Annotated in this window: 17 protein-coding genes; 8 read left to right on the plus strand and 9 right to left on the minus strand. The window is 56.9% G+C overall.

Translation table 11 applies throughout. The features are described 5' to 3' along the window. Window positions 1-131: 131 nt before the first annotated feature. The 3 genes from ACMGFL_RS09055 (at window position 132) to ACMGFL_RS09065 (ending at window position 3,865) form a co-directional block, all read left to right on the plus strand. The gene (locus ACMGFL_RS09055; protein ID WP_436935213.1) at window positions 132-1,484 is read left to right on the plus strand and encodes a sulfatase; all 1,353 of its coding nucleotides are present in this window, start codon (window positions 132-134) and stop codon (window positions 1,482-1,484) included. Window positions 1,485-1,737: 253 nt separating this feature from the next. Then, complete coding sequence (locus ACMGFL_RS09060) at window positions 1,738-2,355, plus strand: class I SAM-dependent methyltransferase (RefSeq protein WP_436935214.1); 618 nt, start codon at window positions 1,738-1,740, stop codon at window positions 2,353-2,355. A 19-nt stretch (window positions 2,356-2,374) separates the two neighbouring features. Next, a complete protein-coding gene (locus ACMGFL_RS09065; protein ID WP_436935215.1) occupies window positions 2,375-3,865 on the plus strand; it encodes a flippase in 1,491 nt (496 codons plus the stop codon). Between the two features lie 49 nt (window positions 3,866-3,914). On the opposite strand, the gene ACMGFL_RS09070 is transcribed toward ACMGFL_RS09065, so the two are convergent. From ACMGFL_RS09070 to ACMGFL_RS09090, 5 genes are all read right to left on the minus strand, one after another. Next, on the minus strand, window positions 3,915-4,721 hold the full coding sequence (locus tag ACMGFL_RS09070; RefSeq protein ID WP_436935216.1) for a glycosyltransferase: 807 nt from the start codon (window positions 4,719-4,721) through the stop codon (window positions 3,915-3,917). Window positions 4,722-5,457: 736 nt separating this feature from the next. Further along, window positions 5,458-5,904: a DUF4330 domain-containing protein gene (locus ACMGFL_RS09075; protein WP_436935217.1), complete on the minus strand. Its 447-nt coding sequence runs from the start codon at window positions 5,902-5,904 to the stop codon at window positions 5,458-5,460. A 187-nt stretch (window positions 5,905-6,091) separates the two neighbouring features. After that, a complete protein-coding gene (locus ACMGFL_RS09080) occupies window positions 6,092-7,606 on the minus strand; it encodes a sugar transferase (protein WP_436935218.1) in 1,515 nt (504 codons plus the stop codon). Window positions 7,607-7,663: 57 nt separating this feature from the next. After that, complete coding sequence (locus tag ACMGFL_RS09085; protein WP_436935219.1) at window positions 7,664-7,924, minus strand: type II toxin-antitoxin system HicB family antitoxin; 261 nt, start codon at window positions 7,922-7,924, stop codon at window positions 7,664-7,666. Between the two features lie 90 nt (window positions 7,925-8,014). Then, window positions 8,015-9,001: a GDP-mannose 4,6-dehydratase gene (locus tag ACMGFL_RS09090; RefSeq protein ID WP_436935220.1), complete on the minus strand. Its 987-nt coding sequence runs from the start codon at window positions 8,999-9,001 to the stop codon at window positions 8,015-8,017. Between the two features lie 140 nt (window positions 9,002-9,141). On the opposite strand from ACMGFL_RS09090, the gene proC reads away from it, so the two are divergent. From proC to ACMGFL_RS09105, 3 genes are read left to right on the plus strand one after another with little or no spacing between them, the layout of a single operon-like run. Then, window positions 9,142-9,915 carry a pyrroline-5-carboxylate reductase gene (gene proC / locus ACMGFL_RS09095; RefSeq protein WP_436935221.1) on the plus strand — a complete coding sequence of 258 codons (774 nt, stop codon included), beginning with the start codon at window positions 9,142-9,144 and terminating at the stop codon, window positions 9,913-9,915. Then, entirely contained in the window at window positions 9,908-10,762 is an 855-nt protein-coding gene (proB, locus tag ACMGFL_RS09100) for a glutamate 5-kinase (protein WP_436935222.1), read from the plus strand. The genes proC and proB overlap by 8 nt, the downstream gene beginning before the upstream one ends. A gap of 18 nt (window positions 10,763-10,780) precedes the next feature. After that, window positions 10,781-12,127, plus strand: coding sequence for a glutamate-5-semialdehyde dehydrogenase (locus tag ACMGFL_RS09105; RefSeq protein WP_436935223.1), 1,347 nt, complete (start codon window positions 10,781-10,783; stop codon window positions 12,125-12,127). Between the two features lie 33 nt (window positions 12,128-12,160). Here ACMGFL_RS09105 and aglF read toward each other — a convergent pair whose 3' ends face one another. Both aglF and ACMGFL_RS09115 read right to left on the minus strand, forming a co-directional pair. Next, the gene (aglF, locus tag ACMGFL_RS09110) at window positions 12,161-12,928 is read right to left on the minus strand and encodes a UTP--glucose-1-phosphate uridylyltransferase AglF (protein ID WP_436935224.1); all 768 of its coding nucleotides are present in this window, start codon (window positions 12,926-12,928) and stop codon (window positions 12,161-12,163) included. A gap of 57 nt (window positions 12,929-12,985) precedes the next feature. Beyond that, window positions 12,986-14,347: a restriction endonuclease gene (locus ACMGFL_RS09115; RefSeq protein ID WP_436935225.1), complete on the minus strand. Its 1,362-nt coding sequence runs from the start codon at window positions 14,345-14,347 to the stop codon at window positions 12,986-12,988. 114 nt (window positions 14,348-14,461) lie between these two features. Here ACMGFL_RS09115 and ACMGFL_RS09120 point away from each other — a divergent pair, with 114 nt between their 5' ends. Further along, window positions 14,462-14,944 carry a DUF309 domain-containing protein gene (locus ACMGFL_RS09120; protein WP_436935226.1) on the plus strand — a complete coding sequence of 161 codons (483 nt, stop codon included), beginning with the start codon at window positions 14,462-14,464 and terminating at the stop codon, window positions 14,942-14,944. Between the two features lie 67 nt (window positions 14,945-15,011). On the opposite strand, the gene ACMGFL_RS09125 is transcribed toward ACMGFL_RS09120, so the two are convergent. Further along, window positions 15,012-16,871 (minus strand): SLC13 family permease, encoded by a 1,860-nt coding sequence (locus ACMGFL_RS09125; protein WP_436935227.1) that lies wholly within the window; start codon window positions 16,869-16,871, stop codon window positions 15,012-15,014. Between the two features lie 76 nt (window positions 16,872-16,947). Further along, window positions 16,948-17,262, minus strand: coding sequence for a cupin domain-containing protein (locus tag ACMGFL_RS09130; protein ID WP_436935228.1), 315 nt, complete (start codon window positions 17,260-17,262; stop codon window positions 16,948-16,950). 88 nt (window positions 17,263-17,350) lie between these two features. Here ACMGFL_RS09130 and ACMGFL_RS09135 point away from each other — a divergent pair, with 88 nt between their 5' ends. After that, window positions 17,351-17,818, plus strand: a complete 468-nt coding sequence (locus ACMGFL_RS09135) for a DUF2237 family protein (RefSeq protein ID WP_436935229.1) — start codon at window positions 17,351-17,353, stop codon at window positions 17,816-17,818. Window positions 17,819-17,906: the final 88 nt, after the last annotated feature.

A 17,906-nucleotide genomic window follows, 5' to 3' on the forward strand; every position in this document is an offset into this window, starting at 1 on the left:
TGCTTCGCCTCCGCCTTTCATCATCAAATCAGGATGAACGATAGCGATCTCAGTCGTTGATTTGTCACTGGAATTCAAATGCATAGTTTTCCGCTTGATTATTATATCGGGGCCGACTTAGACCTGCTATAATGACTAAGCACGCCCGACCAAGTATTGCTCTTGTGGTTTTAGATACGCTTCGGAAGGATCATTTTGACCGGTACTTTGATTGGCTACCTGGTCGGCGATATGAGCGAGCTTACTCTACATCTCAGTGGACTGTTCCCGCTCATGCCTCCCTTTTTACTGGAGAGTATTCAAGCGAAATTGGAGTCAATTCTAATCAATTATACTTTGACTGTGATCGAAGCTCCTTAGCTCAGATTCTCTCATCAAAAGGCTACACTACGCGAGGATTTAGTGCAAACCCGAATGTATCGTCTCATTTCTGTTTTGATAGAGGATTTGACTCTTTTGATTCACCACCAGAGTTTAGCCATCTGAACTCAGATCAGATCATCAACTGGAAATCCTTTGTTGAAGAATTACCGTATTCTGGACTTTTAATGTATGCACACGGTGTAAAGAGATCCATTTTTGGTGATTGGAACACAATTGATTCGATCAAGTCTGGTATTAACCAGGTTTTGAGCAAGGATTCGTACACAAATCCGGGGGGATCTGATAAAGCAATAGATTGGTTGGCAAACCAGAATGGGGACGAGGCGGAATTTTTGTTTATAAATCTCATGGAGGCTCATGAACCATATAACCCCCCCAAAGAGTATATGCAAGGTGATCCGCCAGACCTGACCACCTCAATTGGGGATCTATCATTTAATAACGGTTCTGCCGGCAGCACTAACCAGGATCAAATTCAGCAGGCCTATGACAGCTGTGTTCGCTATCTCTCTGACCAGTATCAAGAGCTATTCGCCGAATTGTCGGACTCATTCGACTACATAATCACACTCGCTGACCACGGAGAAATGCTGGGCGAACATGATGCATGGGGTCACGAACACGGCGTATATCCGGAGCTAATTCACGTCCCATTGGTTATATCAGGTAAAGGACTCTCAGGGAGATGTGATAACGTCGTGAGTCTCGTGGATGTCTACACAACTATTCTCGAATTAGCTGGTATTGATCATAGCCATACGCCACGAGGGCAAAGTCTTCTCAATACTGATAAAGAACGGGATATTCTTGCTGAGTACACTGGGCTCACTCCATGGAGTGAGGAACGCCTCCAAGAGAGTGATTATTCGGATAGTCTAGTAGACAAGTATGACGAGAAACTATACGGAGTTGCTACCCACGACGGTTCTTACGCGTACCAAACTATTGAAGGAACCACCGTAATTGGTGAAGAGATAGACGATCCAGAAGAACGCATCCAGCGTATTGTCCGTGATCTTGATACACGTGATGTTGAGGATCAAGATGACGAAATTCCCGACGATGTGCGGCAGCAGCTGAAGGACCTAGGGTACGCCTGAATGAGAAAACCACCATACATTGTTTATTTGAACTGTCCGAACTCCGTCAATCATTCAGAGATAAGTATCTGGACCCGATCTTATGGATTACATGCTCGATAAGTTGATATCCACATATCGTCAGAGAGGTGCGTCAGCGACAATACGTTCTGCAATACAAAAGGGCACAAAAAATATCTCCCAAACCTTTTGGCGGACCCCATTAGTTCATAGTATTTCGAAACGGAGATCGAAATCACGATTAAAATCACGAATGAAAAATGAACAACGAGATTCTTTAAATAGCATTTACCAAACACTAGAAAATTATGAAGGATTTGGACTTTATAACTCTATCAAACCCCTCCAGAATCCAACAGAGCACCGGCAATTAATACACACAGTAAACGACCGAAAGCCTGAAACAATTCTTGAGATCGGCACTGCAAACGGAGGTTCACTATATCCTTGGTGCCGTTATATAGATGGAGTAAACCGTGTTATTGCAGTAGATATTAATTTTTGGGGAAGAGATCCAGATTTCTACAACACCTTCGTATCTGAAACTGGTCGAAAATTCGATTCGTATATGGGAAATTCGCATTCAGAAGAGTTACTTAAGCAGATAGCTCAAGATCTGGACACGAAGATGGATTTCCTTTTTATAGATGGAGACCATTCATATGAAGGCGTCAAGAAAGACTTTCAGTTGTATTCAAAACTCGTTTCGTCCGGTGGTCTTGTTGCCTTCCATGATATTCGTGGCGATCATGAACGCTGTGGTGTTGGTACTTTATGGAATGAACTGAAGTCTGATCATTCGACACAAGAGTTCCATGATTCTAATGGACCAGACGAATGGGGCGGAATCGGTGTACTAACGTTAGAGTAGTAGTATATTTCTTTAAATAATGGGGAAAGATAATGCGTCACCGTTTACTACAGTTCTTCGGGGAAGCGCTATTGTTTTCTTTGGATTTGGCTTCGAAATGCTGATTTCGTTCGGTGCAAAGTTGTTGATTGCCAGATATCTTGGGAAGGTTGATTACGGGGAAGTCTCGCTCGGAATTACGATAATGACGCTGGTGACGGCATTTTCACTTGTTGGACTCAATACCGGTATTGGTCGATACATACCCCGTTTCGATTCACAGGTTGACCGCGGTAGCATCGTTAGATCCGCGCTTGAGATTGCACTACCACTTGCCGTTGTGAGTTCGATAATCATTATCCTCTTTTCTGATTCTATTGCAACGGTATTATTCGATAATCCGCAGGCGACAGCACTGATCTGGATCTTTGCGATAGCAATTCCGCTAGTTGTCTTGTTCCGCCTCTCGATTGGGATTATTCAGGGTCAACAACGTTCGGTACCGAAAGTTGTACTAGGGAATATCTGCCTTCCAGGAACTCGGTTCGGCCTAATCGCGCTCGCTGTTTTCATCGGCCTCGGCACGCAGGCGTTCGCTGGCGCTTACTTTCTGTCGTATCTAGTGGTTGCGGTTGCAGCGATGTACTACATTTTCACACGGGTGTCTATCCCTTCGACAAACCAGTACACGCCGATGCGTCGGGAACTAGTTTCTTTTTCGGCACCGTTGATGATCACGGCGACAATCACCGTCTTCCTCTCGAACATTGATACACTGATGGTCGGATACTTTTCAACGACGAGTGCGGTGGGAATTTATAATGTAGTGTTTCCACTCACTGTAATGATTACTGCGTTTCTCACCTCGTTTCGATTCATCGTAATGCCTCAGATATCAGAACTCCACGCAAACGTGAGGACTGAAGATATCCGTCGTGTGTATGCACTAACTAATAAGTGGATTATGGCCCTGTCAGCCCCGGTTCTTTTCGTCTTTCTCTTCTTCCCGGCGCAGGTGATTGAAATCACGTTCGGTGCTGAATATACAGCAGGCGCACCAGCGTTGTCTATTCTATCACTTGGATTTTTCACACACGCCGTCGCCGGCCCAAATGGGGCGACGCTAACATCAATTGGCAACACTAAAGCAATTATGCGAATAAATATCGTCGTAGGTATCTGTAATATCATTTTGAATTTACTCCTTATTCCTCAATATTCGTTCGTTGGTGCTGCGATTGCAACCGGAACCTCATATGCTCTGATGAACCTCTTGTACTCTTGGCAGCTGTATCAGAGTACAGGAATCTCTCCGATTAGCGACCATACTGGTCAAATAATCACAATTATTGCTTCCTTGTTTTTAGCCTTCATTATTCTCAGAAATATTATTTTCACGTCTAAGATATCAACGCTGCTTCTGGGTGTTGCACTGCTGGTAATATACGTCGCTCTACTGTTTTCGACTGTGATATCTGAACCAGAAGAACAGTCTTTTCTTAAGACAGTTTTTGAATATGTCCTTCCGTAGCTCCTGAATGACGGCACTAGCGATATAGAGTTTTCAGACCTATCTGAGATTACCGAGCAAATATCTGATAGACAGCTTCACGAACCTGTTGCGGGAGAAGTCTTGGTGGAACTCGAAGTGAAAAGTGTTGTAGTGTATCTTTTCGTGAAGCTATATCGAGTTCCCGTAGCTCCCACGCCATTTGAATTTCGGCCTTAGCATAGTCTAATCCACCTCGGCGATCAACAAGGTCGTTTACTTCTGCCCGAACAAGCGTTTGATCGAGATTGCGGAACTGAAGTCCAGCAGCAAGACACCGCGCCCACAAATCCCAATCCTCCATCATCGGAAAGTTACGATAACCACCCGCGTCGAGAACCGCTTTACGGTCAAACATCGTAGTCGGATGATTCATTGGACATCGCCACGGCATCCACTCTGCGATTTCGTTATGAGATGTTGGAACCTCACGTCTTCGCTCTGGAGTTTCGGGATCATCGCGGAATTCAGCGAGATGTGAGCCAACGATATCTGCCTCGGTCTCTGTGAGGACAGTTAACTGATCCGTGAATCGCTCGGGTTCGGAAATGTCGTCAGCATCCATCCGTGCGACAAACGGCTCTGAACATCTCTTGAGACCCGCTTGAAGCACACCTCCTAAGCCTTGGGCGTCAGGAAAGTGTTCGTGCCGGCTAACGGAGTGTGTCTTTACTAGATCAGTAATTGCCGTTTCAATATCTCGTGCGAGCGACTGGTTAGTCACCAAGACGACCTCTGCTGGCGGTTTCGTTTGCTCAATAATGCTTCGATGAGCTCGATGCAAATCCTCGGGGTCGCTCGTAGCGGATACAGGAAGTAAAACGGAAATATTGCTCATTAAGTTTGACCTCCATTCTGATTCCGATGCCCCATTATTCGGTACGACTCAGTTTCGACGGATAAATAAACCGATGATCATGTGTCAATTCGACCGTTGACTATTTGAACGGTAGTTATTCAAATTATTAACTAACACGACTCAGAACGGACACTACCATACTTCGCTCTCCCTGATAGGTTAGCTCGTCAAGAGAGTTTGCTGGGATTCAGGTTCTCACTCCTGAGCGGAAGCCGTTGTTATCGGGAATTCTCACGGTCATCATCGGACTGTGTCCGGTAATCTTCGACCGAGCGGTTCCCCGGCGGATCCGGAGGAGTGAGAGCGCGCTTGAGAAGGCGACCGACGCGTGTCGCTGCGATCCAGGTGAGCGAGATTGCTACACTGTCTGCTATGTTACGGAGCTTTGAGTGCTGGTACGACCGGACAAGCGGATCCGTGAGTCGGTCAACGCCAGCGAGGATCGAACCGACCGTGTATGTCTCGCGGAGGTCGATAACGATCACGTCTGGATCTGGTTCCTTCGTGAGCCAGCGATAGAGAAACGAGTGGCGACCCCAGCGCCGTAGAGTCCGGAGATGTTGCGTGATGCGGGCATAATCGGCGGCCGTCCCGAGTATCGACAAGAGAGTGAAGACACGCGAGACCTCAACCGCGGCTACTAGCGTACGGCGGAGCCGAGACTGATCGAATGCTGTACGTACGCGATAGCGAAGGTTGGTCAGGAGAGAGTTAGTCATTGTGAGCGTAGTGTAACAACGGTACCGTTGACGATCGTCGTCCAGAGGTCTAGCCGAACTTGGCGACCGATGTAGAGTCGTTCTCCTTTGAACATTGGTAGACCATCAGCGGTCTCGCTGACCGTGAGCGCAACCGTCAGGCGTACTTGGTCAGTGCAATTGAGCGGAATGTCTGTTCTCTTGGCCGGAATAACTGTTTTGTTCTTAACTGCAACAATGGCCTCCTTCTCGACCGATCCCTCTTCAATAGCGTCGATAATGTACTGGGGTTGCTGGCCAATATCGAAGACAACCGTCTGCGTTGACGTCTTGCTGGTACTGTTATCGCCACCGGTCACAAGGGCAACCCCCGCAACGATAACTGCGAGAACAAACAAGATGGCCAACGCATCGATGATGTTGATCTTCCCGAACAACCGCCCCTTATCGTCAATAACAGGCATCTGTTGGAGATTGTTTGTGTGGGGGGGGTATAGTGGTTATGTTACACGAGATTTGGGCATAAGATGAGATCATCCATGATCTGAAGGCCATGGGTTGGAATCCACAGAAGAGGTCATACAGGTAGCCTGCTGGCTGTGTCAACCAACCGGTACTCCTATTTGTAGGGAGGCTGCCTTCATGAGTTGATCACTTTGGAGGTCGTATCCCTTCAATATCGTTCTCTTCTGACTCATCGGTTTGTTCGAATGCAGGTTCATCATCAACAGGAGGAGGTTCACTAGCCGAACAGGAGGTATCAGTTTCCGGCCCATACTTGTCACCAGTAGAGAATGAGAATACATCGTGAAAGACCTGCCACACCTGCCAAGCCACGATATTTAGGTCGAACCAGAAGGACTGCCTGCGGATGTATTCGATGTCGTGGCGAAGCTTCGCCCCGGGTTCGTGCCCGGTCGCGCCGCGGATCTGAGCGAGTCCAGTCAGACCCGGTTTGACGAACCAGCGCCGCCGCCACTGGCCCGCGCCACGCTCCATGTCCTCATCGAGTTCCGGCCGCTCGGGTCGCGGTCCGACGACGCTCATATCTCCGACGAGAATTGACCACAATTGGGGAATCTCGTCGAGATGGGTCTCCCGGAGGAAGCGCCCGACGCGGGTGACGCGTGGGTCCTCACCGCCAGCGTCATCGTCGCTGACAGTCGCACCGGTCGTGGACTCTGCGTCCTCGACCATGCTGCGGAACTTGTAGACGGTAAAGGTTTCACCAAAGGTTGCGGTGCGTTGCTGGCTGTACAGCACCGGGCCGGGGCTGTCAAGTTTGATCGCGGCCGTGATGAGGGCCATAATCGGTGAGAGACACACGAGCGCACCGCCAGCGAAGACGATATCGAAGGCGCGCTTGACGGCGTAATCCTGCCAGTCCCACGGTTCGATGTCGACGCGGAGCAGCGCCTCACCGGCGACACCCGAGGTCAGCACGTGGTCTACGTGGTCGCGGTGAACGAGTGCGGTGATGCCGTGCTGATAGCAGGCCTCGAGCGTCCCGAAAAATTCATCTCGGTCAGTGCGATGGAAGGCGAGCAACACCGTGTCTACGTCGTATTCGAGAAACACCTCGTCGAGTCTGGCGAACCCGCCGACGATGGGGAGGTCGTCGAGTTCCGCCGCGGTCGGGTCGTCGTGTGTCGTCGGCGGCGTCACGTAACCGACCACCTCTCGGTCGTAAGCGCCGCGGACCGCTGCCATCGCCTCGGGGTCGTCCCCGATGATAACTGCCTGGGACTGCGCTCGCGGACGGCGTCTGATCGCTACCATGAGAATCGGGAGGGATACCATCAGCATCCCCGTCACGAGCATCAGCGTCGACCGCGGAAGCCGGTAGGTGTAGTTGAAATAGCCAAGCGCCGCCAGACCGATCGTCGACAGAAAGACCCGCCGTGCGGTGAGCAAGCCGGTGTCGAGGATGCGACGTGGGCGCGGCTTGAACAGCGGCCACATGCTTGCAGACACCACCGCCACAGTCGTCCAGAGGGCGACCCAGAATTCCTGACCGGACAACACTGCCGGTGCCGGACGGCCGAAGTACGGAATCTGTGCGAACAGTTCCTGAATCAGGGTGGCGTTCGCGACGACGACAGCAATAATGGTCAACGACAGCGTCCCCAGCGCTGCAACGAGTCGATACCGCCACCCGGTCGTCATTACTCTAGACAGGTGTTAGTGGACGCTTAAGTGCTGTGCTGTCCGGGGAAACGATAGTCACTCCTCGTCGAGCGACCACGGATAGTCGAGGTCGTGGGCGTCTTCGTCGACGCTCTCGGGATCGATGTCCATCTCGCGGAGTTCCTCGTCGCTGAACCGGGACGGAACCTGTTGTGCGTACATTTCGATCCCCTCTTCGAGATACGCCATCGCCTGGCCTTTCGTCGGCCCGCGGGCCTCGATACCCGTCTCGGGATGTGTGACCGTCCAGGTGCCGTCTTCACCCTCCTCGACCTCGATTTCGTCCTCGTCGACCATGGCTCTCCTATGGATCGGACCGGGAAAAGCGTTGCCGAACACCGGCCGCAAGACCAGATGGGAGCGATCAGAACGATCGAAGACGAGCGGTCAGGACGACCGAACGAGCGGTTCGTACCACTCGCGGTTTGCCCGGTACCACTCGATGAAGGCGTCGACGCCCTCGTCGATGGTGTAGTCGGGTTCGTAGTCGAGCAGGTCCGCCGCCTTCGACGTGTCCGCGTGCGTGTGGTCGGTGTCTGCCTCGTGGCGCGCCTCGAAGACGATGTCCAGGTCAGGTGCGAGTCGATCGCGGATCTGGCGGGCGAGCGTGCGGATCTCGATGGTGTCGGTGCTGCCGACGTTGACCGCTTCACCGTCGGCGGCGTCGGTGTCGAGCAACTGGACGTTCGCGTCGACGATGTCCTCGATGAAGGTGAAATCACGGGTCTGTGTGCCGTCGCCGTAGATGACCGGTGGGTCGTCGTTGAGACAGCGCGAGACGAAATTCGAGATGGCCATGTTCGGCCGCATTCGCGGGCCGTAGACGGTGAAATACCGGAGCGCGACCGCTGGCAGGTCGTAGACAGAATCGTAGGCGCAGGCGTAGCGCTCGGCTGCGAGTTTCGACGCGCCGTAGGGGCTTTTCGGTGTGGTCGGGTCCGACTCCGACACCGGTAGCGAGGCCATCTCGCCGTACACCGACGACGAGGAGGCACAGATGAACCGTCGCACGTCGCGTTCGCGGGCCGCATCGAGTAGATTCAGCGTCCCGTCGACGTTGATTTCGTGGTATCGTCTAGGGTCGTCGACGCTCTGTCGAACGCCTGCCTGTGCAGCCTGATGGAAGATGTACCCCTCCGTGGGGACGACCGACTGTACGGTGTCGGCGTCACGAACGTCCCCCTCGACGAGCGTATACGATCCCGAAGCGTCGGCCGCTCGGTCACGGCACAGTTCGACGGTCCGCTCTTTGATCCCCGTCGCGTAGAAGGGATCGAAGTTGTCGAGGACGGTCACGTCGTGACCGTCGGCGACGAATCGCTCGGCCAGATGGCCGCCGATGAAGCCAGCGCCGCCGGTGACCAGAATCTCCATGTGAAGTCCGTGGACGATAGCGGACAAAAACCCACCGTATCGGACTCGACAGTCTCGAAAAACACAACGGGCGGGACGACAGTTCACGCGTCAACACAAAACCACAGTCGCTTTGGTCTTCAGACAACGAGAGGGAGGTAATGGTTCATGTAAGCGTGATCGGCTGTGGGAACATGGGTTCAGCCCTGGTCGCCGGTCTCTCCGATGGCGAGCACAGACTCGTCGCGTACGACATCGACGAGGCGGCGCTTTCGGCCGTCTCCGAGTACTGCACCGAAACGACGACCGATCTGGACGAGGCGGCGACGGCAGATGTCATCTTTCTGGTCGTCAAACCCGACCTCGCACCGGAGATTCTCGACGAACTGGACCTCTCCGCAGATCAGACGCTCGTCTCGTTTGCCGCCGGGGTCTCGATCGATTCGCTCACCCCACGAACCGACGCGACTGTGCTTCGGGTCATGCCAAACCTCGCGGCCGAACGCAAAAGTATGGCCGCTGCAGTCGCCGGTGGAGAACTGCCTGCAGACGTGGAAGCACTCCTGAGCGAGGCAGGCGTCGCCGTCGAGGTGTCCGAAGACCAGATGGACATCGCGACTGCAGTGAACGGGAGTGGGCCAGCGTTCGTCTTCTATTTCATCCAGGCGATGCGCGATGCGGGCATCGAGAGCGGACTCGACTCCGAGGACGCCCAGACGCTCGCCGCACAGACCTTCAAGGGCGCAGCCGAAATCGTCCTGGAATCAGACGAGTCGCTCGAAGACCTCATCGACGCGGTCTGTTCGCCGAAGGGGACCACCATCGAAGGGATGGAGGTGCTCTGGGACAGCGACGCGGATGTGGCGCTCAAGGAAGCAGTCGCGGCGGCCGAACGCCGTTCGAAGGAACTCGCAGCGAGTGGAGACGATGAGTGAACACGAGTCACTGGGGCAGAACGCGCCCGACGAATCGACGGTTGCCCGCGCTCGCAAACTCGCGGCCGACGCCGACCGTGTGGTGGTCAAGGCCGGGACGAACTCGCTGACCGACGACAGCTCGCGGCTCGACGACGCCAAAATCGACAAACTCGTCGACGACGTGATGGACATGCTCGCCCGAGACAAGGAGGTACTGCTGGTCTCCTCCGGAGCGATCGGTGCGGGAAAGGGCCGCGTCGGTCACTCCACACAGCGCGTCGAGGAAGCGCAGGCACTCTCGACGGTCGGGCAGTCCCATCTGATGCGCCGGTACACCGAGAGCTTCGAGCGCTACGACCGCAAGATCGCACAGATTCTGGTCACACAACACGACCTGGAGGACCCCGACCGGTTCACCAACTTCAAAAACACCGTCGAGACGCTGCTGGCGTGGGGCATCGTCCCGATCATCAACGAGAACGACGCCGTCGCCACCGAGGAGATTCGCATCGGCGACAACGACATGCTCTCCTCGTCTATCGCCATCGGCGTCAACGCCGACCTGCTGGTGACGCTCACCGACGTCGGCGGCGTCTACACGGACAATCCGAAAGACGACCCCGACGCCGAGCGCGTCGAGGCCGTCGGCGACAACTACGGGGAGATACAGGAACTCGTCGAGGCGAGTTCGTCGTCGAGTTTCGGCGGGATTCAGACGAAAGTCAGCGGCGCGCGGTCGGTAAGCGAACACGGTATCGTCGCGATCATCGCTGCGTCCGACGAACCCGACGTGCTAGAACAGATCGTTGCTGGCAAGCCTGTCGGGACCATATTCGTCCCCACGAACGGGATGAACTACGAGTGAGCGCGCAAGTGAACCACAATGACTGAGCAAACGACCACAGCAAACACGACACGCGAGAAGGTATCGGCGGCCGAACGAGCGGCGCTGTCACTTGCAAACACGAGCGACGAGGAGCGCTCGCAGGCGCTTCATGCCATCGCTGACGCAATCGAGGACTCACAGGAGACGATCCTCGACGCGAACGAGCGAGACGTCACGGAAGCCGAGGCGTTGCTCGAAGCGGGCGAGTACACGCAGGCGCTCGTCGACCGACTCGAACTCTCCCCATCGAAACTGGAGAGCATCACCGAGATGGTCAGAAGTGTGGCCGGACAGGACGACCCGCTGGGCACGACCGAAGTCGCCCGCAAACTCGACGAGAATCTGGAACTCTACCGCTGTCGCGTGCCTATCGGCGTCATCGGAACCATCTTCGAGTCCCGACCCGACGCGCTGGTGCAGATCGCCGCCCTCTGTCTCAAGTCCGGAAACGCGGTCATCCTCAAGGGTGGGAGCGAAGCCAGCGAGTCCAACCGTGTCCTGTTCGACATCATCCGCGAGGCGACCGACTCGATGCCCGACGGCTGGGCGCAACTCATCGACACGCGCGAGGACGTCGACAGACTCCTCGGGATGGACGACGCCATCGACCTGGTCATGCCCCGTGGGAGTTCTGAGTTCGTCGGCTACATCCAAGACAACACCAAGATCCCAGTACTCGGCCACACGGAGGGGATCTGTCACGTCTACGTCGACAGCGCGGCCGATCTGGACATGGCGACAGACATCGCCTACGACGCCAAAGTCCAGTATCCGGCGGTCTGCAACGCTGTCGAGACGTTGCTCGTTCACGAGGACGTGGCATCGGAGTTCCTGCCCGAGATTGCGGCGGAGTACACCGATGCGGGCGTCGAGATGCGCGGCGACGAACGCACCCGAGCGATCATCGACGCAGGCGAGGCAACCGAGGCCGACTGGTCGACCGAGTACGGCGACCTCATCGTGTCGATCCGAGTCGTCGACTCGCTCGTGGACGCGCTCGAACACATCACGACCTACGGCTCGAAACACACCGATTCGATCGTCACCGAGGACACAGAGCACGCACGGTCGTTCATGACTGGTCTCGACTCAGCGAGTGTCTTTCACAACGCATCGACGCGGTTCAGCGACGGCTACCGATTCGGTCTCGGCGCAGAAGTCGGGATCAGCACGGGCAAGATTCACGCCCGCGGCCCCGTCGGACTGGAGGGGATCACCACCTACCAGTACTACCTCGAAGGCGACGGACAGATAGTTGGAACCTACGCCGGATCCGACGCGAAGCCGTTCCTCCACGAGGAGTTCGACGGGGAGTGGGAACCGGGAACGCTATCGAGTGAGTAGCACGGCGAGCGACCGGTCACGTTGCGGCAGGAATTACTCTGCTTCTGCGACCGATTCGTCAGCCGTCTCAGATTCGTCTGTGGCGTCCGCCTCGCCGGTCAGCCGCTGGGTCGCCGCCTCGCGGTCCTCGGGGTAGCCGACGTCGATCCGCCATCCGTCGAGTCGGATGGCGTCGATGGTTCGCCCCGAGTGGATGAGCAAGTCGATGGCGTCGCTGATCTCGTATTCGTCGCGGTCCGAGGGCTGGACGAGATGGCAGGCGTGAAAGATTGCGGGGGTGAAGGTGTAGAAGCCGGTCATCACGAGATTCGACGGTGGGTCGTCGGGCTTTTCGAGCACCTCCGTGATCTCGCCGTACTTGTTGGTGTCACAGACGCCGTAGCGACTCGCCTCCTCCCAGGGCACTTCCTCGACGAGAAAGGCCGCGTCGGCGCGCTGTTCCTGCTGGCGGTTGCAGACGTCCTGCAGGTTCGCCCGGAAGACGTTGTCGCCGAGCATCAGCATGAAGGCGTCGTCGATGTGCTCCTCGACGGTCAACAAGGCGTGCGCGAGTCCGTTCTGTTCGCGCTGGTGTGCGTAAGTGATCGGGACACCATCGAAGGAGTCCCCGTAGTGGTCGATGATGTCCTGCTTCCGGTAGCCGACGACGACGAGCAACTCCTCGGCGTCGAGTTCGACGAGTTGTTCGAAACAGTGTGTCAGGAGGGGTTTGCCCGCGACTTCGACCATCCCCTTCGGTTTGTCGTCGGTCAGGGGCTGCAACCGCGTCCCCTTCCCGGCGGCGAGTACGACAGCTTTCATACGTGAACTGCTCGCCCGAGCGGTAAAAACTATGTGGCATCTTCGGCCCGATCGAGACTAGATAACGCCCGCATTCACGAGGAGAAAGCCGACGACCACGAGGACGGCGAGAACGACGCCAGCCAGAAGCGGCGGGTTCTCCATCGCCTTCTCGTGTATCGGCATCTGTTCGTACTCCGCGCGGAACTGCTCGCGGTTCTGTTCCGAGTAGAAGTACTTCGTTCGGAGGAAAAACCGCTCCGTGACAGCACAGCCAGTACAGACTGGCTCCCCCTCCAATCGCTCGGTTTTGGTGTGGTCGGAACAGTTGATGCTCCCGCAGTTCTCACAGTACGTGTAGGTATCGTCGTCGGCGCTCTCACACTGCACACAGCGGTGGATGCCGTCCTCGATGGTCTCCCGCGACGGGCCAGCGGTGTAGTACTCGTAGGGGTAGGCGTAGGACCCCATCTCGAAGACGCCCCGGAGGCGCGGCAGGTACACTGGCGTGATGGACTGCACGGAGATGTCGGACTGGTTCGGCTCGCAGGTCTTCGTGTATGTGACGTTGTTGTCGCCGGTGTACGAGACGGTCGCAGTGTGTCGGTCTTGCAGGCGCTCGACAGCCCACTCCTTGTACTCGGTTTCGGTCTGTCCGAACCGCCGAACCGTCATCTCGTCGAACGTCGTCTCGAACTCGTCTTCGTCGAGTTCGATCCGCTGGTGGAAGTTCGATGTGACGAGTTGTTGAACGTCGCTCTCGGGAATCTCCGGGCCGTCTCTGTCCGCGTGGACGAGAAACGTATCGCGCTCGTCGACCCGGTGGACGACGCCGACAGTCGTCTCGAAGACGGCATCGACTGCGGCACGGATGCGGACGACCGGCCGAAAGACTGCGTGGGTCCGCGGTTCGGGAATCTCCCCCGGATCGAGGTTCTCGACGTCGCGAACGGCGTCGACGATGGGCGCGTCGACGCTCCGTGCGGGGTCGTAGGGCCGGAGCGTCTCCTCGCAGAGAATTTCGATGCGGCCGTTGTAGAGATCCAGCCCCACCTCCTCGGCAATCGCTCGCAGGTCCGTCCCGTCGATCAGGTCGATCGGATGCGGGTCGCTGTTGTCCCGAAGCTCCCGGGCGTACTCCTGTGCGGGGCTAGTGAACCGCCCCGTCGTGACGACGATCCCTCGCTTTTTGCCATCGAAAGTGTGTGTCGCCACCGCGGAGTGTAGCTTCTGGACGACCGGTCGGCCGACCGTGCCGGTGTGCTTGCACTCGACGACGACCGAACAGCGCTCGCCGTCGACCGTCTCCTCCATGATGATGTCCCGGCCCTCGTCCCCGACCTTCTGGGCCTGTCTGACGTTCTCGTAGCCGAGATTTCGGAACACGTCCTCCATCACGTCCTCGAACTCGAACCCCGAAAGTTCGTCCAGTACCGTCATCCGTCCCGCGGTACGACAACTGCCAGTTTGAAAGTGGTTGCGGTCAGTTCAGACGCGAGACCAGCAACCTGTCGGAGCGACGGCGTTTATGCCGTCGGAAGCTCAATTTCGAGCGTGGACGAACACACACGGGATCCGACGGTTGCCCCGCCAGCGGGAGACCCGACTGGCTGGAATCCCGACGCCGAGCGGTGGGAACACGCGACGCTCAGGCGGGCGGTGATTCACGGCGTCAGACTGTTCAACGCCGGTGCGTTCCACGAGTCACACGATTGTTTCGAGGCAGAGTGGTACAACTATGGTCGGGGAAAGACCGAGAGCGCATTTCTCCACGGGATGGTACAGGTCGCGGCGGGCGCGTACAAGCACTTCGGCTTTCAAAATGACGACGGGATGCGAAGCCTCTTCGAGACGGCGCTGCAGTACCTCCACGGTACCCCGAACGACTACTACGGCGTCGACGTGCTCAACGTTCGGACCACGCTCACGAACGCGCTGAACGATCCAACCGTGTTAGACGGGTGGCAGATCGAACTGGACGGCGAGCAACCGGAAGCGGGACCGGAGGATTACGAGTACGTCGACGCACTCGAATGAGACGTCAGTGTTGCAGTCCACACCAGTCGGCGCAGTACACGTCGATCAGGCCCTCCCAGCGTGTCGGTCAGACTCCCCAGATGACCAGCAAGCCGAGCGTCGTCACCACCGTGAGCAGCAACTGGAGCGGCGCGCCGACCCGGAAGAAGTCGGTGAACTTGTAGCCGCCGGGGCCGTACACCATCAGGTTCGTCTGGTAGCCTATCGGCGTCAGCATCGCGGTCGAGGCTCCGAACGTGACCGCCAGAACGAACGTAAAGGGATCGGCCCCGATAGACTGGGCCGCCTCGATTGCGACGGGTATCATGAGGGCGACGCTCGCGTTGTTGCTGACGACGTTCGTGACGAGTGCGGTAAAGAGATAGAACAGCGCCAGGATGACCGCCGGGGAGAGACCGACCGTGGCGACGAGGATGACCTCTGCGAGCCAGTCCGCAGCGAGCGTCTCCTCCATCGCGATCCCCAGCGGGATGAGTCCGGCAAGCAGGAAGACGACGCTCCAGTCCACTGCGGAGTATACCTCGTTCGGTTTGACACAGCCAGTGGCGACCATCGCGACGATCCCACCCAGCGCGCTGGCGAGAATCGGCATCACATCGAGCGCTGCCAGCCCGACGACTGCTGCAACGATACCCAGTGCGACCGGGATGCGCTCGTATCTGAAATCCGGGAGCGTGAGTTCCTGGGCGACGATGAACTCGCGGTCGTTCGCGAACCGTTTGATCGACTCGTCCGGGGCCTGGATGAGGAGTGTGTCACCCGGTCGGAGTTTGCGTTCGTCCATCCGTGCGTGAATGATCTGGCCGCCCCGGCGGATCGCAAGCACCGTCGCGTCGTAGCGCTGTCTGAAGTTCAGCGTCTCGAGTGTTTTCCCCCGGATCGACGACTCGGGAGAGATGACGACCTCGACCAGCTGCTGGTCCGATACGGGGACCATGTCCGCCTCCTCGGCCTGAAGCGTCTCGTCAGTCACCTCAGCGTCCGGCGCGAGTTCGAGCCCTTCCGTTTCGATGAGTCGCATCAGACTCTCCTGGTCGGTTCGCAAGACGAGGATGTCACCGGGGCCTATCACCGTTCTCGCGAGCGGTTCGGTGAACACTTGGTCGCCGCGAATTACCTGAATGAGTTCTGCATCCACGTCGAGTTCAGTGAAACTCTGGTCGACCGTCTTTCCGACGAGATGTGACTCCTCGGTGACGACCACTTCGGTCAGGTACTCCGCCATCTCGAACTCGTCGACGAGTTCGTCGCCCATCTCGATGCGTTCGGGGATCAGCAGTCGGCCAACGGTCGCAAAGTAGACCACACCCGTTCCGAGCACGAGAACGCCAAGCTGTGTGAACTCGAACATGGAGAACGGGTGGTCGATGATTCGGCCGGAGATGTCCGAGGCGAGAATGCTCGTCGAGGTGCCGATGAGCGTCAGCATCCCGCCGAGCATCGCGACGTACGAAACGGGCATGAGGAGTTTGGAGGGGGAGATGCCCGTCCTGTTCGAGAGCGTGTTCACCATCGGGATCATCACCGCCACGACCGGCGTGTTGTTGATGAATCCGGCCGACCCACCGGAGAGACCGAGGACGGCCAGGAGCTGTTTGTAGGGGCTCGTGCCGTAGCGGTCTGCGATCTTGGTGCCGATGATGTTGACGAGTCCAGTTCGCCGGATCCCCTCACTGATGATAAACATCGCCAGGACGGTCACCGTCGCAGGGCTGGCGAATCCGCTGACACCCATCTCGGCGTCGACGCCCGTCCAGGGCTCCAGTGCGATGAGGGTGAACATGACCCCAATCGCGGTGATGTCGATCGGTAACGGTTCAGTGATAAAGAGCACAATCGCAACCCCAATAATCGCAAACACGACCAGTATCTCAGTCGTCAGGGGAGGTATCTCGCCGCCAGTCTGTGCGAGAACCGCGGGATCCATTCAGGCAGAGACACACCGACAGGAGGCAAAAAGCTATTGCAGACACGTCGGTGACCAGTTCCGAGACGGACAGAGGCTACGTGCCGGGCATCCGACAGAGACTAGCGGTCAGGACGACCGGATCGTCGGTGTCGTTTCGCGCGCCGTGTGAGACGCCACGGCCGTGTTCGACCACACCGGGCGCGCTGACTGTCGCCTCGTCGCCATCGCGGATGACGGTCACCGTGCCGTCGAGAACGTGAAAGATGTTCGTCGAGTCGGCGTGCTCGTGTGGAGAGAGTTCTGCGCCCGGCCCCAGTGCGAAGGCTTTCACCAGCACGTCGTCGCTCACGACCAGTTCCGTATCGATCACCTCACCTGCGTCCGGATCGAGTGTCGGGTACAGATCCATATCCGTGATCGGGGCCGGAGATATAATTCCGTTCGCATCCGTCGAGCGATATCGTCGCCGGTATGAGTCCGAAGCGAAAATGAGCGGTATGGACGAACAGAACGTGCTGGGTGAGCGACTCAAACCCTGCAGCGGGGACCCAGTGACTGGCTACCTGCGAGACGGGTGCTGTCGGGACCACGACGATGACATCGGTCGTCACGAAATCTGTGCTGTCGTGACCGCGGAGTTTCTCGAATTCAGCAAGGCGCGGGGCAACGACCTCGTGACGCCCCGTCCGGAACACGGCTTCCCCGGCCTCACGCCCGGCGACCGATGGTGTCTCTGTGTCGGACGCTGGCTGGAAGCACTCGATGCGGGAGTTGCGCCGCCGGTCGTACTCGAAGCGACGAACGAGTCCGTGCTCGACGACGTGGACCGGTCGACGCTCGACGACTACGCGTACGATCCAGAAGACGATGAGTTCTCGAAGAGACCGGACATGCGGAGGCTTTCGTCACCGAAGAAAAACGGCGACAGCCCCGAATCTGATCTCGAAGACCGATTCGAGACGTGACCTCGTGGAGGCCGATTCGGCACTGACTTCGCGGAGGCTGATTCGAGACGCAACTCAGTCACCGCCACTGACATCTCTCGGCGGGAAG

It is taken from the genome of Halovenus marina (assembly GCF_051414115.1).
Classification (GTDB): domain Archaea; phylum Halobacteriota; class Halobacteria; order Halobacteriales; family Haloarculaceae; genus Halovenus; species Halovenus marina.